Origin of the sequence: Chryseobacterium sp. SIMBA_038 (genome assembly GCF_046535115.1) — a bacterium.
In the GTDB taxonomy this organism is placed as follows: domain Bacteria; phylum Bacteroidota; class Bacteroidia; order Flavobacteriales; family Weeksellaceae; genus Chryseobacterium.
The window spans coordinates 371,563-395,781 of sequence record NZ_JAWRXH010000001.1 but is presented as its reverse complement, the minus strand read 5'-3'; the positions used below and the strand labels follow the sequence as shown (position 1 = coordinate 395,781).

Sequence of the window (24,219 nt, the reverse complement as noted above, 5' to 3'; positions counted from 1 at the left end):
TTAATTTTAATATACAAAACAATACTAAAATGAAAAAATAGAATGAAAACAGCAAAATTTAACATTAGCGCTCAATGATATGCTATGAATATTAATTTTTAATTGATGATTGTTTAATTTTTCCTCCTCAATTTGTAAAAGTATTTTAGCCCTAAAAATCATCAGTATGTTTAAATAGATTCTTTGAATGATAATGAAACATTTCTTGGTAAAATTTTCCGTTTAAAATTCGTAATTTTGTTAGTCTTAAATTTACTATGGCTTCAACAACAGAAATAGATATAAAAAAACAGGTTTTTGTTAAAAACGCACACCTTAACAACCTGAAACATATAGATGTATTAATCCCAAAAAACAAGCTTATTGTTATTACGGGAGTTTCCGGAAGCGGAAAATCATCTTTGGCTTTCGATACGATCTATGCTGAAGGGCAAAGAAGATATGTCGAGAGTTTGAGCTCTTACGCACGTCAGTTTTTGGGTAAATTAGAAAAACCAAAAGTTGACGATATTAAGGGTTTGGCTCCATCCATCGCCATTCAGCAGAAAGTAATTTCTTCCAACCCGCGTTCTACAGTAGGAACTTCTACGGAGATCTACGATTATATGAAACTTTTATTCGCAAGAATCGGGAAAACATTTTCTCCGGTTTCCGGTGAAGAAGTGAAAAAAGATTCGGTGACGGATGTTGTGGATTTTATTAAATCGTCCAAAAAAGATACTTCTTTCTTATTAATCGCCCCGTTGGAATATGACGTTGCAAACTTTAATGACACATTAAATGTGTTAAAAGTTGCAGGTTTTACAAGACTGGAGATCAACGGAAATGTTGCCGGAATTGAAGATCTGGAAAGTTTCGGTTTCGTTCCAGAAAAAGGAATGGCCATCAATTTGGTGATCGACCGATTTTCTTACGAGGAGGATGAAAGTTTTCTTCAAAGATTGGCAGATTCTATCCAAATGGCTTTTTACGAAGGCAGAGGTCATTGTGCCCTTAAAAATATTGAAACAGAAAGCGTAAAAGAATTCTCCAACAAATTCGAATTGGATGGAATGGAATTTCTTGAACCCAACGTTCATTTTTTCAGTTTTAATAATCCTTACGGCGCTTGTCCGACTTGTGAAGGTTACGGAAAAGTGATAGGGATTGATGAAGATTTAGTAATTCCAAATAAGGCATTATCCATTTTTGAAGATACAGTTGCTTCCTGGAAAGGTGAAACCATGAGCGAATGGAAAAAAGATTTCATTAAAAAAGCAAAGGACTTCCCTATTCATAAGCCTTATCATCAATTATCAAAGGAGCAGAAAAATTACCTTTGGAAAGGTGACGGAAGCAGCAGTTTTCCATCGCTTAATAATTTCTTCAAAATGCTTGAGGAAAATTTATATAAAATTCAGTATCGTGTGATGCTTTCCCGTTATAGAGGAAAAACGCTTTGTCCGACTTGTGAAGGCTTGAGATTGCGTGAAGAAACGAGCTGGGTAAAGATTGACGGGCACAATATTCAATCCGTTATTGAGCTTCCTTTGGATGAATTATTTCCTTTAATTGAAAGCTTTAAACTGTCTGATCACGATAAAGAAGTCGCAAAAAGATTATTATACGAAATCACGACCCGTATTGAATTTTTGCTGAAAGTTGGTTTGGGGTATTTAACGACAAATAGAACATCAAATACGCTTTCCGGTGGTGAAAGTCAGAGAATTAACTTAGCAACGAGCTTAGGAAGTTCTTTGGTTGGTTCAATTTATATTTTGGATGAACCTTCGATAGGATTACACTCAAGAGATACTGAAAACTTAATTGGTGTCTTAAAAAATCTTCGTGACCTTGGAAATACCGTAATCGTTGTTGAGCATGATGAAGATGTGATGAGAGCAGCCGATTATATCATCGATATTGGTCCGGAAGCAGGTTATCTTGGTGGTGAATTGGTATTTGCAGGAGATTACAAGCAATTGAAAAATGCCGACACGCTTACTTCTAAATATTTGACAGGAAGATTAGAAATCGAAGTTCCTGCAAAGCGTAGAAAAGCAAAAGAATGGATTCACATAAAAGGTGCGAGACAAAATAATCTTAAAAATATAGATGTTGATGTTCCGTTGGAAAGTCTGGTTGTAATTTCAGGAGTTTCTGGAAGTGGAAAATCTACTTTGATGAAAGAAATTCTTACGAATGACATTCAGATCCAGCTTGGAATGGGCGGTAAAAAAGGAGATTACGATTCTGTTGAATTTCCGAAAAAACTGATCAAAAATATTGAATTAATTGATCAAAATCCTATCGGAAAATCATCCCGTTCGAATCCTGTAACGTATTTGAAGGCTTATGACGACATCAGAGATCTTTTTGCTAAACAAAAGGTGTCAAAAATGATGGGTTACAAGCCTAAGCATTTCTCTTTCAACGTTGATGGCGGAAGATGTGACGAATGTAAAGGTGAAGGGGTGATCAATGTTTCGATGCAGTTCATGGCAGATATTGAGCTTGAATGTGAAGTTTGTAAAGGAACCCGTTTCAAAAACGAAATCCTGGAAGTAAGATTCGATGAGAAAAACATTTCCGATATTCTTCACATGACAGTTGATGAATCATTAGAATTTTTCAAAGAAAATAAAGAAGAAAAAATCGTCACCAAATTAAGACCTTTACAGGAAGTTGGTTTGGGATATTTGCAGTTAGGACAAAGCTCTTCTACTCTTTCCGGAGGTGAAGCGCAGCGTGTGAAATTAGCATCTTTCTTGGTGAAAGGCGTTACAACTGATAAGACTTTATTTATTTTTGATGAACCGTCAACAGGTCTGCATTTTCATGATATTCAGAAATTATTGAAATCATTACAGGCTTTGATCGATCTTGGACATTCTGTGATTGTTATTGAACATCAACCAGACATTATAAAATCGGCCGATCATATTATCGATATCGGTCCGGAAGCCGGGAAATACGGTGGTGAAGTAGTTTTCACAGGAACACCGGAAGAATTGGCAAAAAATAAAAAATCTCATACAGCGAAGTATATTAAAGAAAAGCTGGAGCAGTAAATATTAAATAGAGCGTCGAAATTGACGCTCTATTTTTTTGTTTTAAACACTAATGGCGCAAATATTTTTCACGAATATTCACGAATTGATTATTGCGTTTTAAAAATAAAAATCATTTCCTCAAAGCTTTAAAATTGTGTTATTTGTGAAAGAATTCGTGAAATTCGTGTTTAAAAAATTTAAATATTATACAAAAACGGACTCTGTTTAATAAAAGTTTTATCCTCAATCTGAGAAACCAAAAACTCAGACAAATCTGTAGCACTGATTTTTTCTCCTTTACAATCTTCTAAACTTTTTTCTACAGGGAAACTCTCAGAAGTCGGGATGATTAATGGAAGTCTTACCAACGTCCAGTCCAGATTACAGTTTACAAGAATTTCGTATTCGTCCTGTTTGTCTTTTGTTGTTTTTGGATAGTTTTCATACATCCAGTTTGTTGCCATTTTTACCCTGTCATTTTTATGATCAAAAGGAGTGTCAACATTCAAACCTGTGATGGCGATATATCTTGTGATTCCGTGTGAATTCATCGACTGTATCACATTTTTTGTAGCATCCGTAAATATTGACTTCTCTCCTACCGGCTGTCCAATTTTACTGATCACAGCACTGCAATCTTTGATTAGCCGATCAACCGCATCAAAATCTCTTGCATCACCTTTTACGATTTCAATCAAAGGATTTTCTAAAGTGAAATTTTCAGGATTTCGAAGTAATAATTTGATCTGATATTCCTTTTCTAAAAGACTTTGAACAAGATATTTCCCTGATTTTCCGGTTCCGCCAATAACGGCAATTTTATTTGTTTTCATAATGATCTCTTTATTTGTGGTAGATAGCAAGCCGTAAAACAGCGATGTGCTTTTACCTTTTGATTTTAATGTAATAGATTATTTAGGTTCAGAAAATTTGAACCTTAAGACCTCAAGGCAAAAGAAATTGCACTTGAATAAATGGTAATATTTATAAAGAGATATTAATGGAATAAAATTAGACCTTTTTTTGTGATGCACAAAGTTTTATCTTTGAATTTATATAATCTTTTAACTTAACCATGAAATATAAAGCCATCTCCTTTCTGTTATTAAGTTTATTTTTATTGAACTGTTCTACAAAAAAGACCACACATTCATTCTCGAATTACGAAATAAAGCTAGATACTTTGACGATGTTTGATAAAAATAGAAATCGTAAAATTCCTGTTGCTTTTTATCATCCTGAAAAAGGAATTAAAAATCAACAGGTTGTAATTTTCAATCATGGTTATGGAGCCAACAAAGGCGGCGACTATTTTGTTTATTCTTATCTGACCGAAAAACTGGCTTATTCCGGATATTTTGTCGTTAGTATTCAGCATGAATTACCAACCGATGAGTTAATTCCGACAGATGGGAAGCCACAAATCGTAAGAATGCCTTTCTGGGAAAGGGGTGCCGGTAATATTTTATTTGTTTTGAATGAATTAAAGAAGTCTAAACCCGAACTGGATTATCAACATATAACCTTAATTGGCCACTCCAACGGAGGTGATATGACTGCTTTATTCGCCAATAAACATCCGGATCTGGTCTATAAAATCATTACGATGGATAACAGAAGAATGTATCTTCCCAGGACTTCAACTCCAATAGTTTATACGTTGCGTTCTAATGATTACCCGGCTGATGAAGGCGTTTTACCTACAAAAGAAGAACAGGAAAAATATCATATTACGGTACAATCTACCAATATCAACCATGGAAAAATGGACGATAAGGGAAGTGACGATGACAAGCAAACATTATCAGATTTAATTATAAAGTATCTTAATGAAAACTAACAAACAAGTTATCCACAAAAAATTGTTGATAACTTGTGAATTTTAACATTAAATTTACACTTTGTATTAAAATAATAGCTAAATTTACTATGTAATAAAACTGAAATGAATTCTTTTTTTGCCTTTTTCAGCTTTGGAATTGCAATTAAATTTGAAATAAAAATTTAAGCACAGCATTGTCGGCTGTGCTTTTTTATTGTTGTCTAATTAAAAAAATGAGATGTATTTATCTACTGAATCCGCTTCTAAAGAGCGGATTCTTTTATGTTGAATATTTAAATTAAAAAATAAAAAAGAATAACAGGGACTTGGGAATTATTCGCCCCTGCATTCTTCAACACAAAACACTAATGAAATTATTTGTCAAAAACTAAATTTGCAGTTAAGCTTTTCTATTTTACTGTTCCTATTGAATGACACATCTTTTTGAAACATTATCAAACAATGATCCTTGAGGACAAGTGAATACATAATAATACATTATACCATTTTGTCTTATACACAAGTAATAGTTTTGAGGATTATTAGGATCAATAAAAGTACCCTCAGTTTTACAAACATATGATGTGATTTCTACCGGTACAGAAAGTATACATGTTTTTCCACCAATATTGATGGCAAAATTTGCAGGTCCTGCCGAAGTAGGAGTTCCTGTAATTGTATAGGTAAGTGTACCGTTTCCGTTTGCAAAGCTTCCACCTGTTACAGTAGCGGTTAATCCTGCAACTCCTGTAGAAAGTACTGTCTGCCCAGCATGAGAACCACCGTTTCCTCCTGTATAAGATATCGTGGATGCTACTCCTGATGCTGAACTTCCTGCTAATAATGTACCCGTAGTAATAGCTCCTGCACAGTTTATTCCTGAAACAGAACCGACCGGTGCATTCACATTTCTTGTAAGTTTACATATTTTTCCGCCAATATTGATGGCGAAATTAGCCGTTCCGGCAGATGAAGGAGTTCCTGTAATGGTATACGTAACAGTTCCGTTTCCGTTGGCAAAGTTACCTGCTGATAAAGTTGCTGTCAATCCGGTAACACCCGTTGAAGTTACCGTCTGTCCTGAATGTGAACCTGCGTTTCCTCCTGTGTAAGAAATTGTAGATGTTGCTCCTGAAGCTGCCGTTCCTCCTGTTAAAGTACCAGCATGAGTGGCACCTGCACAATTCAGAGTTGAAATAACTCCTTCTGCTGCAACTACAGGGCGTGTTAAAGTACATGTTTTACCCCCTATATTAACTGCAAAACTAGCCGTCCCAATTCCTGAAGGAATTCCTGTGATGGCATAGGTAAGCGTACCATTACCATTAACAAAACTTCCTGCCGATAATGTGGCTGTTAATCCGGTTATTCCTGTAGAAGATACTGCCTGACCTCCATGGGAGCCGCCATTTCCTCCCGTATAAGGAATAGTTGAAGTTACCCCTGAAGCAGCTGTTCCGTTGGCTAAAGTACCAGTATTCGTAGCTGATGCACAGGTTAAACTTAAAACAGTTCCTGGAATAGTTGTGCCGGAACAGTCACCTTTCCATTGGCTTGTATTCCAGTATTGCATACAGTTCAGATCGGTATTATAAATCATCAAACCTGCAGGTTTAGGATTTAGAGCATCTCTCTGTGCAGTTGTCATTCTTGGAGGAAGAAAACCTTTATTTGTAGAATTAAGATCTAATATTGCAGTGGCAGCAGGTGTTTCCGTACCTATACCTACATTTCCTGTAGGTGTCATTGTAGCTACAGTTGTTATAACTTGGCCAGCATCTCCATAAGTCCCGGAAGCATTAGCTCCTACTTTAAATTGCAATCCTCTTTCTGCTCCTGCAGCATTGATTGACGGAGCAAATGTATTACTTACATCTAACCACATATTATCCCAACTTCCAGAATCAAGCTGTCTTCTGATACCTAATGTATTTCCTACAATATCTACAGTAGATTTTGGGGCACCTGTATTAATACCAACATTATTTCCTGATCTTACCGATACTACTCCGGCAGCAGAATTTGCACTGATCGAGCCTCCTAATGTTACATCACCATTATCATTAAATATCATTCTTCTGATACTTTTTACACGATCTATAATCTCAAAAGAGTTTGAGGCACCTGTTGTTCCCCCTAAACTCGGAGATAATGCCCACACAGAAGTACCTGAACTGAAACGGGATTCACCGCCGTCAACATGTAATTTGGAAGCCGGGTTTACGGTGCCTATTCCCACTCTGTTGTTGGTACCATCTACAGAAAAATTATTGCCCCCCACAGAGAAGCCGTTTGCTGATGTAGAATTAAAGGCTAATGTATTACCATCTTGATTTACAACACGGTTTCCTGTAAGCGTTCCGTTTGAGTTGTAAATATTTGTAGAACCGAATGCCGGTATATTCTTCCAGGTAGCTACACCATCAGCATCTGAAGTTAAGACTTTGTTTTCACCCTGACTTCCGTCAACAATTTTCAAAGCACCTTCTGTAGCAGAGCGAATATCAAGCTTATTTGCTGGTGCATTTGTTCCAATCCCTATATTTCCGTTGGGGTCAATTCGCATTCTTTCAGCATTTGACGTTTTAAATATAAGGTCTGTAAGTAATGAACTACCATCTCCACGATAATAACAATTAATAGCAGAACCAGTGGCAACATTAAAAATGTCATTCGATCTCGGACTAAAATAAATTGAACCAATATTATCTCCATTCGCTAAATTAGAAGGAATTGCTGCTGTACCATTAGCCGAAGCTAAAATAAGCGCAGGTTCTTTTGAGTTTCCATATCCTTTAAAATAAAAATTATTTTCAGCATTGCTTCCTTTATTATCAGCTACAATTTCAAATAGGGACTGTGGTGTTTTAGTACCAAATCCTATTCTGTTATTTCTTGCATCTACAGAAAATGTAGTGCCGTCTACAGAAAAAGCATCTACGCTATTTCCTGTGAAAGCAAGTATTTTATCATTTTGGGCAACAGTTCTGTTATCGGAAAGAATTCCGTCTGAATTATATAGATTAATATTTCTCCCTCCGGAATTCAATTTCATCCATGCAGAGCCATCAAAATAATAATATCCATTTTCATCGATATTTATTGCTTGCCCTGTTTGTGTTCCTGAAGCAAAATTATTTATGTAAACTAGATTGGAAACCGGTATGCCGGTCATACTCTGTGCTCTCTCTCTGTCTATTCGGGGAATTAATAGACCATCTATATTATTTGATTTTCCTGTTGCATTTTTGGCGGAAATATCCATTGTTGAAGTTGGTGTCGGGGTATTAATACCTACTTGACTAAAAACTAGTGATGATGTGGTCAACGCTAGTAAAGCGATCATGTTTTTTTTCATTCCTTTTCTTTTAAGTGAATTTTAATTTTTTTTTGTTGAGTGCGTTCTTAGAATCGTATCCCAAATGACTAGTCTGATTGCGGATTGTAGTTGATCAATTACTTTGCAAATTTAGCCCCGAAATAGCCGGATTATAACTACTGCAATGCTACTTTAATTTTTCAACTGATTGATTTTTAGTTATTTGAAAATTAATTTGTGATAAAATGGTTATTCCCTTTATTGTGGTTGTGTAAATTTGTGTATGCTAATTATTCAATATCGAAAGGATTATAAATAATTCGTTTTGGCTTTTAAGCTGCATCTTTTTATTGATTCTATATTTCCTGGCTTCGGCAGCTCTTAAACTTGAATTTGTAAGCTGTGAAATTTCTTTAATGCTAAAGTTCAGCTTGATTAATGAGCAAAAATTGATATCGGAAACATTAAGTTCGGAATAATTGTCTTTGAGGGTTTTATAAAATGAAGGATACTGCTTTTGAAATTCCAGATAAAAAGTATTGATATCTTTTTTGGCAAGAAAAACAAGTTCTTTTGTATCTTCTGCTCCATATTCAGACGGAATTTCAGTTTCGGGAAGAGTTTTCGATATTGAGAGATTTAAATTCTGTTTATTTTTGATCTTAATTTTCAACAAAATAATTATCGATATGATTCCCAAAATAACACTGAAAATTATAAGAGAGCATCTTTCTGTTATTTTTTGTTTATTTTTATTGAGAACTTTATATCGTATGCTGTCAATATAATTGATCTCACTTGTTTTATCTTTTACAGTATCAACGCTGTCAAGGATCTGGGCATAGGCATGAGAATAAATTTTTGCTTTTTCAGGAGAATTCAGACCTTCATATGACTCGGAAATCAGCGGATAGATCTCGTAGAGTATATAGGCATTTTTGCTTTCTTTTGCTTTTGAAATGGCAAGAGAAAAATACTTTATAGCCTGATCATAATTTTCATCTGTATTTTCGGCATTTCCCTTTATCACTAAATTTTGAATCACCAAACCTTCACTGGGATAAGCCTTTAAAAGTATATCAGTACTATTTATATACTTTTTGGCTTCTTTTGTTTTCCCAAATTTCACGAGAGATTCAGTAAGAGATTCGAGGGTATAGATCAGCGTAAGTCTTTTAAGTTTATTGGAGTCTTTAATTTTTAAAGCTTCTGCGTAGGCCTGTTTTTTTAATCTTATGATTTGATTAATGCTGATCATATTTTCATTCAATGCCAATAGATCTGCCTTTCCCAAAAGAATATAAATATCATTAATACTTTTTTCTTCCGGTGAACTTACAAGGTCATTATATTCTTCCGCCTTTGCTAAGATTTGTTTTGAAATGTTTAAATAATCAATTTTAAAAAGCAAATCCTGATATATGAGCAGAAAACGACACAGTGAATTGTAGTCTTTCTTTGATTTTGCCAGATCGATACCTTCATTAATTTTCACTAAAGTCTTATTTAGATCACCATTAATGAAGTATATCTTTGCCTGCTCAAAAAGTGAAATGATCTGACCTTCCTTACAACTATTTTCACGTGATAAATAATAAAGATCTGTAACATTTTTTAGAATAATATTCTCATCAAAGTTACCTTCTATATAACTTTTTTCTATTAAACCGTTAATGCTGTCAATTTTCTTTTTATAATCTTTCTGAGCATAAAAGCAATTGTAAAAAAGAAAAAATATAATAGTAAAAAATGTTCTTTTTACCCTTTTAATCCTTTGCATTTGAGTTGTTTTTTTAAGTGGTGTGTGATTAAACTCCTTTTTAAAAGGAATTTTGAATTGTGATATGTAAAGACATGATTTTTCATCCTAAGTATTTTTCATCATAGGATTTTTAAGCCGACGGAAAATTTTAATTAATTTTTTAAACTAAGAATTCAAAAAAAATAGAATCTGATTTCTCTTGAAGATATGCAGAAAGTCGTTTTTTTAACTGTAATAACAGAATGATAAGAATACAGGTGGTTAGATTTCAGGTATTTTGCTTCCGATCAAATAATTTTCATTTCTTCTAATTTTGGTGTGTGTGTATTTTGAATAATACAGTAAAAATTCAGTAGAAAAAATAATGTTTCATTTGAATAATTCACTGCAACTTCTGGTACAAAATTATTGATAGCATAAAAAAACTATGCTACTGCATTTATACTCCAAATTTGAAAAGATTTGACTATCAATGCCATATGCTTATACAACCATGAAAATGTGATATTTTGGTAAGAACTTGTGTAAATTTGTGCTTCTTTTTTTAATTAATTATTGAAAGAATAATGAAGAGTTCATTTTGATTTTTCAACTGCATTTTTTTATTTATTCTGTATTTCCTTGCTTCAACGGCTCTTACGCTTGATTTTGTAAACTGAGCGATCTCTTTAATTCCGAAATTCATTTTAATAAGCGAGCAAAAATTAATATCAGATATGTTAAGCTCAGGGTATTTCTCCTGAATGGTCTTATAAAATGTAGGATACGCTTTTCTAAATTCTACGTGAAATGTATTGATATCATCCTTTGCCAGTTCAACTAATTTTTTCGTGACCGCAGAATCATCATTCAATTCATTTGGGTTGCTTTCAGAAATAATATTTTTTTCATGAGTTTCTACCCTATCAATTTCCTTCTTTTTAGTTTTTTTTCTGAAAAAAATAAATACAATTATACCCAACAAAACGACTAAAATTGAAATTATTATATATTTTATCGAGATTTTACTGTCTGCCGGATTTAAAACTTTTGCATTAATTCTATTTACCACCGTTACATCTCCCGCATTTTTCTTCACAATATTAATACTGTCAACCAGGATTTTATATGATTTTGAATAAAATGAAGATCTTTCGTAATCCTTTAATCCATTGTAGGATTCAGAAATTAAGGGATAGGCTTCATATAATTTAAAATAGTTTTTATTTTTCTTTGCAATTGCTGCTGCCTGAGTATAAATTTCTATTGCCGCAACATATTCTTTTTCAGCATTTGCTATTTTTCCCTTTATAATAAAATTTTGAAACCTTAATGCATCACTTGGATAATGTATAAGAATATCATCAATAATTTTAGAATATTTTTTAGCCTCATCCGTCATTCCATAAGAAACAAGTGATAAAGCGAAGGATTCTGATGAAAAAATTACTGTAATAGTCTTTAAAATGTTAGAACTTTTAAGATTCTGAGCATCGATATAAGCTTGTTTTTTTAGAGCAATGATCTGGTTTTTATCTTTTTTGGCATCATTTATTGCAAGAATATCAGCTTTTGCCAGAAGAATATAAACATTATTTGTTACTTTATCTTCCGTCAACTCTACTAAACCGTTGTATTCTATAGCTTTATATAAAATATCTTTTGATGCCTGAAGATGATCAAGTTCTAAAAGTAATCTTTGATAGATCAGCAGAAAACGACAAAGAAAATTATATTTCTTTTCTGATTTTGCCAGATCAATACCTTCACTTATTTTCAAAAGAGCTGTGTCAATGCTGCCATTAATATAATATACTTTGGCTTCCTCAAAAAGAGAAAGAAGCTGAGTATCTACATTTTTATTTTCCTTAGAAAGATAATATAATTCTGTCGTATTCTGTAAAATAGCATATTGATTGAAGTTACCCTCAACATACGTTTTCATTATCAAATGAGAAAGACTATCAATCTTTTTTTTCTGATCTGTTTGTGCAAAAGAATACACATTAAAGGTCAAAAAGACAATAATGAAAAAATATTTTATTTTAAAGTTCTGCATTTGAGGATTATTAAAAATAATATACATTTAATACTTTTATTGTCATTTATAACAATAAATCTAAGTTATCAATTAATAATTTGAAATTTAATATTAATACTGATTAATTAAAAAAAATAAAGTACAGTATTGCTGCTGTACTTTATTTTTTTATGATTAATTAATAACTTTGAGTATATAAAGGCCTCATAATTCAATGGATAGAATAGAAGTTTCCTAAACTTTAGATCCAGCTTCGATTCCTGGTGGAGCTGCAAAACAGATAAATATGGGTGTAGCTTATTCAGATTTTTTCTTCTTTTTATAGATTGGTTTTTCTTGAGAAATCCAAAGTCCGCCAATAACATTTTTATCGTGATATACCCAAGTGCTTAAATATTTGTGGGTGAGAATTTTTTCATCACTGATATCGTAAACAAACAGCTCAACAGGATCATAATCTTTAGTATAATCCTGAATATAGACTGAGTTTAATCCTAAAATTTTTATATTTTCTGTATCTAAACATGCTTTTTCTCTATCTTGGTTTATCTCCTTTTCTATTCTTTTAGAAATAATAAAACCTTTAAATTCTGTATAATCTTTATTTTTACATTTATCCAAGTACTGATTAATAAAACTTTGTGCAACCTGAAGTCTTTCAGGATTTATTTTAGAATCACTAATTTTTGTATAAATTTTTTGTGCGAAACCGAGAGTTGAGAGATTAAGTAATCCCAATGCTATAATTTTTTTCATGCAATTGTTTTTTTTGAACTGCAAAAATAAAATTTTAGCTCAATAAAAAGCAAAATGCCTATACAATTTATAGGCACTTGATTTTAAATCTGAATATTTTTTAATTAAACGACTGCCTGTAAATCAAAGGCGTTGTATCCGTTTTCTTTTTAAATAATTTATTGAAAGATTGCGAATGTTCGAAACCTAATTGATAAGCAACTTCTGCAACAGAGAAATTGGTTGTTGTGAGATATTCTTTTGCTTTTTCGATCAGTTTTTCATGAATATGTTGCTGAGCATTTTGCCCTGTCAAATTACGAAGCATATCACTCAGATAATGTGGCGAAAGATTAAGCTCGGAAGCCAGAAATTCCACCGTTGGAAGACCTTTTGTTAAGGTTTCTTGTTGGTTAAAATAGTTATCCAACAAATCCTCCATTTTAGTAAGAAGATCATTACTGAAACTCTTTCTGGTGATAAATTGTCTCTTGTAAAATCGGTTGCTGTAATTCAATAAAACTTCGACATAAGATACAATTACATCCTGACTGATCTCGTCGATGGCTGTATTTAATTCACCCAAAATATTGTTTAATAATCCAACAACAATTGTTTTTTCCTTGTCTGATAAATGCAAGGCTTCATTGGTGTCATAAGAAAAGAAGCCAAATTTTTTAATGGTTTTCGCTAACGGATAATTTCTTAAAAAATCAGGATGAATTAGCAATGTATAGCCATGATAATACGCCTCTTCATCCGTCGATAAGATCTGATTGGGAGCTGTAAACATCATTCCGCCCTCGTTGAAATCGTAATAACCCTGCCCGTATCCCATTTTTCCGTTCTCAGAAAATTTGTAAGAAATTTTATAAAATTCCATTATAAAATTACGTTTGAGCATGTCTTTATTAATGACCATTTGCGTATTATCTATCAAACTGATCATCGGATGCAAAGGTTTCGGAAGCTGTAATATCTGATGCAATTCCGAGATGGATGAAATTTTTAACGGAGCATTTTCTTTCTTTTCCATAATTTAAAGTTACAAAATTATGTTTGAGAGTTTTGGGGTAATAGTGTTTAAGTGTAAATTACTCATGAATTGAATCAGAACAAGCCCTAAAACTCGTATACACTTAAACACTCACACACTATTCACTTAAATAAACTGTTTCCCGAACTGCTCTCTGAAAGCTTCGGCTCCCAATTCCAGACGTTGTGCAAATAATGCTTTTGCGTCCTCTCCTGCTACATATCTCAACTGTTTTTTGCCATCTGTTGCTGCTTCATACACCACATCCGCAATAAGTTCCGGTGACGATGCGCCTTCCATCATACTTTCTGTGTTAGAGAACATGGTATCAATCATATCCTGATATTCCGGCTGAGTTCCCATGTCCAGAGAACGGCTGATAAAATCAGTTTTAATTCCGCCTGGAGAAACGGTTTTGATATCCACTCCAAACGTATTCAGTTCGTAAGCTAAACTCTCGCTCCAACCTTCCAATGCCCATTTTGTTGCGTGATAGGTTGATCCTAATGGAAATGCGATCAATCCACCAATAGAAGTCGTTGTGATGAACATTCCTTTTCTTTTCTCTCTGAAATAAGGAATAAATGCCTGAGTTACACGAATAACACCTAATAAATTGGTATTCAACTGTTTTACGATCTGATCATCGTTTAAAGCTTCCAACGGGCCAATCAAACCATACCCTGCATTATTGAAAACCAAATCAATATCACTGATTTCCAATGCTTTTTTTACAGTTGACTGAATCTGTCCTAAATTGGTAACATCTAACGGAAGAATAGTTACATTTTCAAGTTGTGTAAGTTCTGTTTCCGATTCCGGATTTCTCATTGTTGCGATAACGTTCCAGCCATTGTTTTGAAATAATTTTGCTGTTGCTTTTCCTAATCCTGTAGAGGCACCTGTTATAAAAATTGTTTTCATTTTTTTTGTTTGTTTAAATTTTACATGACAAAGGTCTACATTCAGGGAAAGGCTGAAGTTGCCAAATTGGATAAAGATGTAGCCAAAACGGAAATGAAGAAAAATTAATTGTAAGATTATTTTTTCAACCGATTCGCAAGATGAACGGCCACAAGCTTAAATCCGCTTTTAAAGTATACTTTTTGAGCTGTATGATTATGAAAATCAGTATCAAGAACAACGGCATCCAGATTCATTTTTCTGGAAATATCTTCAATATAGTCTAATAATTGTGTTGCCAAACCTTTTCCTCTGTGAGATTCCAATGTACACAGATCATCAATGTAAATGATGCGTCCGCTGTGCAGAGAATTCATGATGCGATGTCCTGCAAACGCAACAAATTTGTCATTATCTTCGATGGCTGCAATGCTGTATTTTTCATTCTTCATCATCTCTAAGATGATCTCAAGCCAATTATTTTTGTCTAAATGGGGTCTTAATAATGAAATAACTTCCCAACATTTTTGTATTTCTAACTCAGTTTTAATTTCTTTAATCTGCATATTGTAATTATTTAATACAAAGCTAGAACAGACCGATCAGAGCATTATATGCCAGTCAAAAAATATAATACAGCCCAAAGTTTAAGATATCACTTCTTTAAGTATTGAAAAGGCTTTTACGATTTCATTTTCATTGAGTGAAGCAAAACCCAATCGCATTGAATTGGTATTGAAAACTTCATTCTTATAAAAACTTCCGTTATCGATGAAGAGTCCTTTTTTTAATGCATTTTCAGACATTTTAATCAAATTGATATTGTCTTCAAAAGTTGCCCAGACGGCAAGCCCGCCTTCAGGAGTTTTGAATTCAATTATTTCATTAAAATCATTTCGTAATATGTTACAGAAAAGGTTTCTTCGTTCTTTGTAGATCTTTAATGATTTTCTGAAATGCCTTTCCATCTCTCCGGTTTCAAACATCATGGCGAATGCATCTTCCAAGAGTGTATCTCCTTGTTTATCTATCAGTTCCCTCAAAGAAGCTGTTGCATCAATGAATGTTGGTGGACCAGACATGAATCCAATTCGTAAAGCCGGAGCAAAAGTCTTAGAAATCGAACCAATATAAATAACATTATGATTATGGTCGATACTTGCCAAAGGAAGATAAGGTTTGTTATCGTAATGGAAATCAAAGTCATAATCGTCTTCAATGATAGCAAAACGGTATTTTTTGGCGAGATTTAATAGTTTTAAACGTCGTTCCATACTTGTCGTAACCGTTGTCGGAAAATGATGATGAGGAACTATATATAAAACTTTTATGGTTTTCTTTTTTAAAATTTCTTCCAAAAAATCAATATCCATACCGTTTTCATCGATGGGAATCCTGAGAAGTTTTGCGCCTAGATGTTTAAATGTCTCATCAGCATACGTATAGTTTGAAACACCAACCGCAACCAGATCTGAAGGATTGATCAGCAATTTTGAAGCAAGATAAATCCCCATTTGACTGCCTTTTGTGATAAGCAAATCATCTTTTGAAACCGTCAAACCTCTTGTCGTCGAAAGATAATCACAAATGGAATTTCGAAGATGTTCAGAACCTTTAGCACTTCCATATTTCAGATAATTTTTACCGTAAAATTTTCTTGAAAGACTTCTGTACTCGCGCATCAATTGATCAACAGGCGCCAAACGCACATCCGGAAAACCATCGTCAATTGTTAGCCCGATTTTTTGAAAGTTTTTTCCGGGCGTTGAATTTTTAAACTGATTTGTCCAGATAAAAGATTCCTGAGAATCATTATTTACATTAAACTCCAGAATTGTATTCTTAGAAATTACAGGCAGATTTGAAAGTACAAAAACACCTTTTCGTTCGGCAGATTCTGCCCAACCTTGACTGATTAGTTCTTCGTAGGCTAATTTTACGGTATTTCTATTAATTCCGATGAGGTCAGCCAATATCCGCGAACTTGGAAGTACATCCGAAGGGTGCAAAGTACCATTAGTAATTAATGATATAAAATTATTGCAAACTTGGATGTACAACGGTACAGACGTGTTTCTGTCAAGTTGAATCAGGGATTTATAGGGTAACATCTGGGCTGGTTATTTTATAGAATTAATAAACAAATTTAACCCAAAAAACCTTATCCTTTTATTATTTATCCAACTGAATTACTGCCAATTTTCTGTATTTATTAAAGATGAAAAACAGAATTGCAATGATTATTATTAAAGAAATATTAGCAATTCCCAGTAAAAGCTGACTTTTTACAGCATATAAATTCGCAAAACCATAACTTACGATTGAACTGATCATATACAACGCCCCACCTGTCAATCCGCTTGCAATCCCTGCATTTTTTGAAAAACGACTCAGACAGTAAGCGTAGATTATATTAAACATAAACCCTCCTGCCATGTGAATTCCGATGGTAAAACCAACCAAAGTATAAATATTTGTTTTCAAAGGCGCTGTAAAAATCATCAATAAAGCTAAAACAATTTGTGTACAAAGTGCTGTAATTACTTTTTGAGCCAACGGTTTTTTGATGAGTGATTTTGCGATAATTCCCCCTGTCATTAACGAAAGTCCAGACATCAATGAACTGTATCCTGTTGTTACTGAAGAATGTCCCAAAACTTTTTCAATAATAAACGGACTCGACAAACTGTACACAACAACGATTCCAAAACAACCTCCAAGAATGATGAAACCTAGTGTGAAATCAGGTGTTTTTAATTTCCCTGCATAGGTTTGTGCAATGGTTTTTAATTTAAATGGATGAAAATGTTTTAACGATTCTCCACTGTAAATCAATTCTAAAACCAGAAATAAAAACGATAAAATTCCCAAGAAATAAAAGTTAGAACGCCATCCAAAAAATTCCTGTAAATATCCGCCTAAAAATGGGGCTAAAATAGGAGCCGAAGCCCAAATTATAGAAAATAAACTGATGTAGCTTTTCAATTTATCCCCCGAATATAAGTCAACAAAATAAGCGCGTTTTCCTACCACAATAAAGGCGATCGCGATCCCCTGAATGATCCTCATGGCATAGATGACAAAGATATTGGGCACCAAAGCAATCACAAAACTCGTCAATGAAAATATCGCCAGAGAAATTGCTGCGACTTTATACCTCCCGAAACTGTCAACGATGCTTCCAATGAAAATCTGGCTAATCCCGTTACTGAACATGTACAAAACCAACGACAACTGTATCGCAGCCGTAGAAACGTGCAGATCTTTCGCCATGGTTGGAAGTGAGGGTAAATAAATATCGGTTGCAAATCCCGATAAGGGAATGAGAGCCAGAGCCAGTACGGTACTGAAACCTTTGTGATTTGTTTCTAAATTTCGCATTATTTTATATTATTTTTAATTTTAAATAAAAGACCGTTCGGTCTTAAAATGGGTAAAAAATTTTAAATCAAATATGATTCAAATTCTTTTTTGATTGATTCTATAATGATCTGCATGATCTCATCATTATCCATTATTCTTCTGCAAAGTATGGCTCCTTCGATCATTGTGAAAGCTTTTGTTCCAAAAATTGGAGGGTTGATATCTGCCGAAACTTCATTATTATCAATACCAAATTGTGCAATACTGGTAATTCTGCCCTTTGCAGAAAGAATGGATTTCATTACTCTTTCCTTAATTTCAGGATGAGTGTCATCGGCTTCTACCCCAAAATTTAATATTGGGCAGCCACCGCTTAAGCTTTTATTTTCATAAACATCAAGCAGATTATCGAGCTTTTCTCCTGCCGTTTTTCCTTCAATTACAGCTTGATTCAACTTTTCAGCCAGACTTGATGATAAATAAGAATAAGCTTCCTTGCAAATCTCATCTTTACTCTCAAAATTACCGTAGATCCCTCCTTTTGCAAGCTTTGTCGCTTCCATAATATCCGTCAATGAAGTTCCTGCCATTCCTTTTTTATTAATAATAGGAGCGGAAGTTTCAATAATAAATTGTCTGGTTCTTTCGGCTTTACTCATAATAAATGATTTTGAAAATGCAAATTTAAACCGTTCGGTCTAAAAACGCAAATATTTTCTGCATTAATATATAAATTCAAAAATTAATTAAGTATCACACTTGATTATTAAGCTTATAAATAATTAAAAATGAATCAGTAAGCTTTAATTAAAAGAATAACAATTTATAATCTGGGCTATTTATATTATTAAAACTGGCATAGATAAACATCCCAATTCGAACCTACTTTTGTACCATAAATAATAACAATAATATAAAATCAAATGAAAAATTCATTCAAAATCCCGCAACTTCTTTTACGTTTTGCATTGGGAATTACATTTTTAACACCAGTTTCTGATCGATTGGGAATTCTGGGACCAATGGGCGAGAGAAACATCGAATGGGGCAATTGGGAAAACTTCATAGATTACACCACTACTCTAATGCCTTTTATGGACAGACCGATGGTAAATGTAATGGGAGGCATTGCAACGGTAGCCGAACTTATTATCGGAGTACTTTTAATTATAGGCTACAAAACGAAATACGCCGCGATTTCAAGTTGTGTCCTGACATTGATCTTCATCTTATCGATGACGGTATTTAAAGGCATAAAAGCCCCAATCAATTATGCCGTATTTGTAACTTGTACATCGAGTTTTTTGCTTTCAAGAATATCATCTTATGAATGGAGTTTAGATCATTTGATGAAAAGAAAAAATAACTAAAACCACAGTTATTTCCTTGTTATTTAATGCGACAAAGCTCTCAATTTGAGAGCTTTGTTTTTTATTTATATTAAGTTTTTAAGCTGGAATCAAAGCTGTTGCAATCCCGATTCTATTCCACATATTGATTGTGATAATTGCCAAGATAACCTGTGCAAGATAAGTTTCATCCAAAACTTCAGCTGCATTTTTGTAGGTTTCATCACTCACATGATTGCTGATTAACGTTACTTCTTCGGTTAAAGCCAAGATTGCGCGCTCTTCTTTTGTGAAAAACGGAGTGTCTCTCCAAGCGTTCAAAGCATAAATACGTTGTTCCGTTTCTCCGGCTTTACGCGCATCTTTGGTATGCATGTCTATGCAAAAGGCGCATCCGTTGATTTGTGAAGCTCTGATCTTGATCAAATCTTTATGAATTTTCGTTAATGGAGTACTTTCAATGAATTTTTCCATTCCCAATACTGCTTTGTAACCTGCAGATTCCACTTCGTCAATTCTAATTCTTTTTGTCATTTTATTGAAATTTTAATTTTGTTTTAATTGTTGATTTTAATTATATTAAATGATTAATTTAAAGCTAATTAAATCCTATTTCTTCAACAAAATTAGAGCTTTGAAGAATCAGTTTTATATACCAATTTTAAAATTATGAATAGCCCAGAGCCTAAGTTTCATTCAACAAAAAAACCGACAGCTATAGCTGTCAGTTAGAAAAAAACAAAAATTGATATGGATATGATTAGATATGTGTTTTTACTTTTTAATAATTTTTTCTGTAATTATTTTTGATTATTGGTCTGAATTTTAATTAAATAAGTTCCATGAACACGCACTGGTGTAGATCCGTATTGAAGTTGTGAAGTATTGCCATCTACTCCATATTGAAAAGTCGGTGTACAATATTGAGCTTCAATAATTGAGCAAAAAGCAATAGCAGAAAGGATAAAAGTCTTCTTCATTACTACTTATTTTTATTGAGACAAATTTATATTTATTTAGACTTAATAAAAATAATAAAGATAATGACTTTTGTCAGGTTATTGGTATTTCATTGAAAACCAGATTATAATCTTGTTAATTGATCTAATTTTTTCAATAAAGTGGGAAATCTGTATGAACCGTGCATTTGTTCGATTTTAGGAACCATTTCATCTACATTTACTCCCATTGCAGTAAGAAATAAAGGAGTTTTGCTTTCTCCTCTGTAAATATTTCTTCTTTGAGAATCCGGTGTTGTGAATTCATTTTTTGCAATTCCAATGATTGGATATTTTTGATCTAAAGCTTCGTAAAGATAGCCTCCCAACCCTATTTTTCCGTCATTATTCAGTGTTACGTATCCATCCACAATGATTATATCGCCTTCTTTAAGATCAATTTTTTGCAATAAGCTTACAATGCACGGGAGTTCTCTTTTGTAGAACGCCCCACTTTCATAATCGGAAGTGATATTTGTTTTTTCGCTGAAAATTTCAGTCTCTTTTTCGGAAGCCCAGTCTTCAAAAGCAATACAGATCGTATTGGCATAATCATCGTAATAATACGTATCGAAAGCGTAAATCATTTGTCTAGGTCTTGAATTTTAGTTGTGAATGGTGAATGGTTAATATTGCTTCGCGAGTGAATTTTAAATTTATTTATTAAAAAATTCTCCAAAATGCCATAAAATTCCTGAGGGATCGTGTACGAAACATTCTTTTCCCCAATCCATTGTTCTGATTGCCATTAACTTTACACCTTCATATTTTTCTGTTAAGTTTAAAGATAAAAGTTCTTCCCAAAAATCGTCAACGTTCTCAACCTCAATAAAAAGCATTGTGTTTTCGATCCAATCCTTTACGTAGGCATTTTGCAGATAAAATCCGATTTCCCATTTTTTAAATAAAGAAAGATTATGCTCTAAAACGATTTCTTCGAAACCAAGATCTTTATAAAAATTCCTGCTGATCTCAAAATTCTTAGCGCCAATAAAAGGTCTGATGGATTTTATATTTTGATTCATGATTTTCTGTTTTTCCAATTGTTGTAAGTCATTTCAAACTTAATTTCTCCTTTTCCATGTGTTCCAATCTCGTTCCAGCCGGATTTTCTGTAAAAAGTTTCCGCTCTTGTATTGGGAGAAGTTCCAAGCCAGACGTTATCTTTTGTCTGCTCAAAATACCAATCAAGCATAATGTCATGAAGTTTTCTGCCAATTCCTCGATTTTCGAAATCAGGATGCAGAAACAAAGCCCAAATATTATTTTCTTTCAGATCAACAATGGAAAATCCAACGATCTGATGATCAACTTCACCAACCCAGCCTTTTCCTCTTTCAAATAAAAATTCTTCACAGTCTTTATCTGTTACAAGATTAGGGTCAGACAACATATTTTCTTTCACAGAATTTCTTACAATCTGAATCTGTGGGATGTCTTCAATTCTGGCTTCACGAATGGTCATACTCTTTAATTAAAGCTTTAATAAAAGCCTATAAAGTTTTATTTACTATAGGCTTATCTATTATTTTTAATGTAACTTATTGTTTTTTATCAACTACAATTCTCTCTGCTCGATTGGCAATTTCCCAAGCCGTTGCAAATACCAATTGAGTTCTTTTTTCCAGTAAAGAATAGTCAATTTTATCTGGCTTATCCGTCGGTTTATGGTAATCTTCATGAATTCCGTCAAAGAAAAATGCTACAGGAATATTGTTTTTAGCAAAATTATAATGGTCTGATCTGTAATACAATCTTTCAGAATCATTTGGATCGTCGTATCTGTAATTCAGTTCGAGATTGTTGGTACGCTTATTTGCGGCTTCATTAATCACTTTCAATTCAGAGCTTAACATTTCAGAACCAATCACATACACGTACTGTTTTCCTCTATTCTCGGGATCATCACGACCGATCATATCGATATTTAAATCAACCACCGTATTCGCTAAAGGAAAAACAGGATTATCAGTGTAATATTCAGATCCAAACAGACCGTGCTCCTCTCCGGTTACATGAAGGAATAGGATCGATCGTTTTGGGCCATTCCCAGCCTTTTTTGCACTCTGAAAAGCTTTTGCAATCTCCATTACGCCAACTGTTCCGCTTCCGTCGTCATCGGCTCCGTTATAAACTACTCCATTTTTTGTACCCACGTGGTCATAATGTGCGGAAACAACAACAATTTCGTTAGGTTTTTCACTTCCTTCGATAAAAGCCAGAATATTTTCAGAATCAGGGAGATTTCCACCACCTCTCTTCTTCATAAAATCAGCCGGAACCTTCTGATAATAAGAACCTAAAGCTTTTGGAAAAGAAATTCCTAAAGTTTTATAATAGTTGATCATATACTCTCCCGCCTTTTTCTGTCCGGGACTTCCGGTATCTCTGCCTCCCATTTCATCAGAAGCAATTACATATAAATTCTTCTTTAGATCGTCAGCCGTAATCGTCTTGTAAGCAGCAAGAAAAGCTTTATCTCCTTTTGCAACAGTAACAACTGGTGCAGTGGATTTTGAGGTATTATTTGAAACCTTTGAAGTTCCGCAACTTACCAGTACAGCAACAGAAAATATTGGAATAAGCAGTTTTTTCATTCTAGAATAATTTGTTTAAAAATAACAAAATTTATTTAATCTTTGACAAATTACAATTTTTCTTATATTTGATTTAAATGCAAAATAGATGGAAAAAATTTACAGATTTACTCATTACTCATTTTTCACCGATATGGCCGAACTCGCTTCAAAACATAATAGTTTTGATTTGTCATTAGGCCTGCCTGATTTTGATATTGATGCTCGTTTAAAACAATACTTAAAAGAATCTGCAGATTATAACCATCATAATTATGAGCCACTTGCGGGAAATCCTTTGTTAATTGAAAATATTATTCAATTTAATTTAAACCGGAAAAACAGCATTCAGCTTAAAAATAATGAGGTGACTATCGTTCCTTGTGCAACCTTTGCTTTACATACTTCACTTAAATCTGTTTTAAATCAAGGAGATGAAGTTATTGTTATTCAGCCTTCGTATTATACTTATGGCCCATCAATTGTATTAAATGGCGGGATTCCTGTCTATTATGATCTTGATAATGATTTCACCATAAACTGGGATAAACTTCAAAATTGTATATCTCAAAAAACAAAAGCAATTATTATCAATTCTCCACAAAATCCGACCGGAAAAATATGGTCGAAATCTGACTGGAATCAACTTTACGAATTAATAAAAGATCAGGAAATTTATTTAATTTCAGAAGAAATCTATGATATTTACTGTTATGATGGAATTGAGCATTACAGTTCGTTTCTTCATCCTGAATTAAAGAAAAGGACTTTCTGTATTTTTTCTTTGGGTAAAATGTTTCATTGCACTGGCTGGAAAGTCAGCTATTTGTTGACACCAGAAGAATTGACTTCAAAATTCAGATGCCATCAGCAATATATTTCTTACAGTGCGAATGCTCCGGCTCAATATGCTTTGGCTAAATATTTAGATATTTTTGATCCTTTTGAAACCCAAAAACTGATGCAGAATAAAAGAGATATTTTTAATGAATTGATTAAAGATACTCCGTTTGAAGTTGAGCAAAAGACAGAAGGAAGTGTTTTTCAGGTGGTTAATTTCAGGAATATTTCTAAAACAATGAGTGATGTAGAATTTTCAAAATGGCTGACTATTGACAAAAAGGTTTCTTGTCTTCCGCTTTCTGCGTTTTATAATTCGAGACAAAATTCTGATTATGTGAGATTTAGTTTCGCTAAAAAAGATGAAGTAATTATTCAGGCGTTGGAGCATTTGAGAAAGAGTTTATAGTTTGCCGTCATTGCGAGAAGCGTAGCGACGAAGCAATCTCTTCATTAATAATGAT

At 33.4% G+C, this 24,219-nt stretch carries 21 protein-coding genes; 4 read left to right on the top strand and 17 right to left on the bottom strand.

What is annotated here, in order from left to right; all coding sequences use genetic code 11:
* The first annotated feature begins 257 nt into the window (after nt 1-257).
* Entirely contained in the window at nt 258-3,050 is a 2,793-nt protein-coding gene (gene uvrA / locus SB689_RS01745; protein WP_410690380.1) for an excinuclease ABC subunit UvrA, read from the top strand.
* Nucleotides 3,051-3,229: 179 nt separating this feature from the next.
* Here the strand turns inward: uvrA and SB689_RS01740 are convergent, their stop codons facing one another.
* On the bottom strand, nt 3,230-3,865 hold the full coding sequence (locus SB689_RS01740; RefSeq protein WP_410690379.1) for an NAD(P)-dependent oxidoreductase: 636 nt from the start codon (nt 3,863-3,865) through the stop codon (nt 3,230-3,232).
* 242 nt (nt 3,866-4,107) lie between these two features.
* Here SB689_RS01740 and SB689_RS01735 point away from each other — a divergent pair, with 242 nt between their 5' ends.
* Nucleotides 4,108-4,872, top strand: a complete 765-nt coding sequence (locus SB689_RS01735; protein WP_410690378.1) for an alpha/beta fold hydrolase — start codon at nt 4,108-4,110, stop codon at nt 4,870-4,872.
* A gap of 406 nt (nt 4,873-5,278) precedes the next feature.
* On the opposite strand, the gene SB689_RS01730 is transcribed toward SB689_RS01735, so the two are convergent.
* From SB689_RS01730 to SB689_RS01685, 10 genes are all read right to left on the bottom strand, one after another.
* Nucleotides 5,279-8,212 (bottom strand): chitin-binding domain-containing protein, encoded by a 2,934-nt coding sequence (locus tag SB689_RS01730; protein ID WP_410690377.1) that lies wholly within the window; start codon nt 8,210-8,212, stop codon nt 5,279-5,281.
* A 247-nt stretch (nt 8,213-8,459) separates the two neighbouring features.
* Nucleotides 8,460-9,953 carry a helix-turn-helix transcriptional regulator gene (locus SB689_RS01725; protein WP_410690376.1) on the bottom strand — a complete coding sequence of 498 codons (1,494 nt, stop codon included), beginning with the start codon at nt 9,951-9,953 and terminating at the stop codon, nt 8,460-8,462.
* A gap of 526 nt (nt 9,954-10,479) precedes the next feature.
* A complete protein-coding gene (locus tag SB689_RS01720; protein WP_410690375.1) occupies nt 10,480-11,973 on the bottom strand; it encodes a helix-turn-helix transcriptional regulator in 1,494 nt (497 codons plus the stop codon).
* Between the two features lie 279 nt (nt 11,974-12,252).
* Nucleotides 12,253-12,711 carry a hypothetical protein gene (locus SB689_RS01715; protein ID WP_410690374.1) on the bottom strand — a complete coding sequence of 153 codons (459 nt, stop codon included), beginning with the start codon at nt 12,709-12,711 and terminating at the stop codon, nt 12,253-12,255.
* A gap of 100 nt (nt 12,712-12,811) precedes the next feature.
* The gene (locus SB689_RS01710; protein ID WP_410690373.1) at nt 12,812-13,726 is read right to left on the bottom strand and encodes a helix-turn-helix domain-containing protein; all 915 of its coding nucleotides are present in this window, start codon (nt 13,724-13,726) and stop codon (nt 12,812-12,814) included.
* Between the two features lie 126 nt (nt 13,727-13,852).
* On the bottom strand, nt 13,853-14,650 hold the full coding sequence (locus SB689_RS01705; RefSeq protein ID WP_410690372.1) for an SDR family oxidoreductase: 798 nt from the start codon (nt 14,648-14,650) through the stop codon (nt 13,853-13,855).
* Between the two features lie 116 nt (nt 14,651-14,766).
* On the bottom strand, nt 14,767-15,195 hold the full coding sequence (locus SB689_RS01700) for a GNAT family N-acetyltransferase (RefSeq protein ID WP_410690371.1): 429 nt from the start codon (nt 15,193-15,195) through the stop codon (nt 14,767-14,769).
* Nucleotides 15,196-15,276: 81 nt separating this feature from the next.
* Entirely contained in the window at nt 15,277-16,740 is a 1,464-nt protein-coding gene (locus SB689_RS01695) for a PLP-dependent aminotransferase family protein (RefSeq protein ID WP_410690370.1), read from the bottom strand.
* A gap of 61 nt (nt 16,741-16,801) precedes the next feature.
* Nucleotides 16,802-18,010 (bottom strand): MFS transporter, encoded by a 1,209-nt coding sequence (locus tag SB689_RS01690; RefSeq protein ID WP_410690369.1) that lies wholly within the window; start codon nt 18,008-18,010, stop codon nt 16,802-16,804.
* A 62-nt stretch (nt 18,011-18,072) separates the two neighbouring features.
* On the bottom strand, nt 18,073-18,651 hold the full coding sequence (locus SB689_RS01685; RefSeq protein WP_410690368.1) for a TetR/AcrR family transcriptional regulator: 579 nt from the start codon (nt 18,649-18,651) through the stop codon (nt 18,073-18,075).
* Between the two features lie 264 nt (nt 18,652-18,915).
* Here SB689_RS01685 and SB689_RS01680 point away from each other — a divergent pair, with 264 nt between their 5' ends.
* Nucleotides 18,916-19,362, top strand: coding sequence for a DoxX family protein (locus SB689_RS01680; RefSeq protein ID WP_410690367.1), 447 nt, complete (start codon nt 18,916-18,918; stop codon nt 19,360-19,362).
* Nucleotides 19,363-19,440: 78 nt separating this feature from the next.
* Here SB689_RS01680 and SB689_RS01675 read toward each other — a convergent pair whose 3' ends face one another.
* The 6 genes from SB689_RS01675 to SB689_RS01650 all read right to left on the bottom strand — a co-directional run bounded on the left by SB689_RS01675 (nt 19,441) and on the right by SB689_RS01650 (nt 22,936).
* Nucleotides 19,441-19,875, bottom strand: coding sequence for a carboxymuconolactone decarboxylase family protein (locus SB689_RS01675; protein ID WP_410690366.1), 435 nt, complete (start codon nt 19,873-19,875; stop codon nt 19,441-19,443).
* Nucleotides 19,876-20,141: 266 nt separating this feature from the next.
* Entirely contained in the window at nt 20,142-20,321 is a 180-nt protein-coding gene (locus SB689_RS01670; RefSeq protein WP_410690365.1) for a hypothetical protein, read from the bottom strand.
* A 104-nt stretch (nt 20,322-20,425) separates the two neighbouring features.
* Nucleotides 20,426-20,926 carry an endonuclease V gene (locus SB689_RS01665; protein WP_410690364.1) on the bottom strand — a complete coding sequence of 167 codons (501 nt, stop codon included), beginning with the start codon at nt 20,924-20,926 and terminating at the stop codon, nt 20,426-20,428.
* A gap of 69 nt (nt 20,927-20,995) precedes the next feature.
* A complete protein-coding gene (locus SB689_RS01660) occupies nt 20,996-21,364 on the bottom strand; it encodes a glyoxalase (protein WP_410690363.1) in 369 nt (122 codons plus the stop codon).
* A complete protein-coding gene (locus SB689_RS01655; RefSeq protein WP_410690362.1) occupies nt 21,361-21,804 on the bottom strand; it encodes a GNAT family N-acetyltransferase in 444 nt (147 codons plus the stop codon). Before SB689_RS01655 ends, SB689_RS01660 begins: the two co-directional genes overlap by 4 nt.
* Before the next feature lie 76 nt (nt 21,805-21,880).
* Nucleotides 21,881-22,936 (bottom strand): M28 family metallopeptidase, encoded by a 1,056-nt coding sequence (locus SB689_RS01650; protein WP_410690360.1) that lies wholly within the window; start codon nt 22,934-22,936, stop codon nt 21,881-21,883.
* Between the two features lie 88 nt (nt 22,937-23,024).
* Here SB689_RS01650 and SB689_RS01645 point away from each other — a divergent pair, with 88 nt between their 5' ends.
* Nucleotides 23,025-24,164 carry an aminotransferase class I/II-fold pyridoxal phosphate-dependent enzyme gene (locus tag SB689_RS01645; protein WP_410690359.1) on the top strand — a complete coding sequence of 380 codons (1,140 nt, stop codon included), beginning with the start codon at nt 23,025-23,027 and terminating at the stop codon, nt 24,162-24,164.
* The last annotated feature ends 55 nt before the right edge of the window (nt 24,165-24,219 follow it).

Excerpts from the sequence above, each read along its gene's own strand:
- uvrA (WP_410690380.1), top strand. The coding sequence starts at position 258 with ATGGCTTCAACAACAGAAATAGATATAAAAAAACAGGTTTTTGTTAAA.
- SB689_RS01740 (WP_410690379.1), bottom strand. The coding sequence starts at position 3,865 with ATGAAAACAAATAAAATTGCCGTTATTGGCGGAACCGGAAAATCAGGG.
- SB689_RS01735 (WP_410690378.1), top strand. The coding sequence starts at position 4,108 with ATGAAATATAAAGCCATCTCCTTTCTGTTATTAAGTTTATTTTTATTG.
- SB689_RS01730 (WP_410690377.1), bottom strand. The coding sequence starts at position 8,212 with ATGAAAAAAAACATGATCGCTTTACTAGCGTTGACCACATCATCACTA.
- SB689_RS01725 (WP_410690376.1), bottom strand. The coding sequence starts at position 9,953 with ATGCAAAGGATTAAAAGGGTAAAAAGAACATTTTTTACTATTATATTT.
- SB689_RS01720 (WP_410690375.1), bottom strand. The coding sequence starts at position 11,973 with ATGCAGAACTTTAAAATAAAATATTTTTTCATTATTGTCTTTTTGACC.
- SB689_RS01715 (WP_410690374.1), bottom strand. The coding sequence starts at position 12,711 with ATGAAAAAAATTATAGCATTGGGATTACTTAATCTCTCAACTCTCGGT.
- SB689_RS01710 (WP_410690373.1), bottom strand. The coding sequence starts at position 13,726 with ATGGAAAAGAAAGAAAATGCTCCGTTAAAAATTTCATCCATCTCGGAA.
- SB689_RS01705 (WP_410690372.1), bottom strand. The coding sequence starts at position 14,650 with ATGAAAACAATTTTTATAACAGGTGCCTCTACAGGATTAGGAAAAGCA.
- SB689_RS01700 (WP_410690371.1), bottom strand. The coding sequence starts at position 15,195 with ATGCAGATTAAAGAAATTAAAACTGAGTTAGAAATACAAAAATGTTGG.
- SB689_RS01695 (WP_410690370.1), bottom strand. The coding sequence starts at position 16,740 with ATGTTACCCTATAAATCCCTGATTCAACTTGACAGAAACACGTCTGTA.
- SB689_RS01690 (WP_410690369.1), bottom strand. The coding sequence starts at position 18,010 with ATGCGAAATTTAGAAACAAATCACAAAGGTTTCAGTACCGTACTGGCT.
- SB689_RS01685 (WP_410690368.1), bottom strand. The coding sequence starts at position 18,651 with ATGAGTAAAGCCGAAAGAACCAGACAATTTATTATTGAAACTTCCGCT.
- SB689_RS01680 (WP_410690367.1), top strand. The coding sequence starts at position 18,916 with ATGAAAAATTCATTCAAAATCCCGCAACTTCTTTTACGTTTTGCATTG.
- SB689_RS01675 (WP_410690366.1), bottom strand. The coding sequence starts at position 19,875 with ATGACAAAAAGAATTAGAATTGACGAAGTGGAATCTGCAGGTTACAAA.
- SB689_RS01670 (WP_410690365.1), bottom strand. The coding sequence starts at position 20,321 with ATGAAGAAGACTTTTATCCTTTCTGCTATTGCTTTTTGCTCAATTATT.
- SB689_RS01665 (WP_410690364.1), bottom strand. The coding sequence starts at position 20,926 with ATGATTTACGCTTTCGATACGTATTATTACGATGATTATGCCAATACG.
- SB689_RS01660 (WP_410690363.1), bottom strand. The coding sequence starts at position 21,364 with ATGAATCAAAATATAAAATCCATCAGACCTTTTATTGGCGCTAAGAAT.
- SB689_RS01655 (WP_410690362.1), bottom strand. The coding sequence starts at position 21,804 with ATGACCATTCGTGAAGCCAGAATTGAAGACATCCCACAGATTCAGATT.
- SB689_RS01650 (WP_410690360.1), bottom strand. The coding sequence starts at position 22,936 with ATGAAAAAACTGCTTATTCCAATATTTTCTGTTGCTGTACTGGTAAGT.
- SB689_RS01645 (WP_410690359.1), top strand. The coding sequence starts at position 23,025 with ATGGAAAAAATTTACAGATTTACTCATTACTCATTTTTCACCGATATG.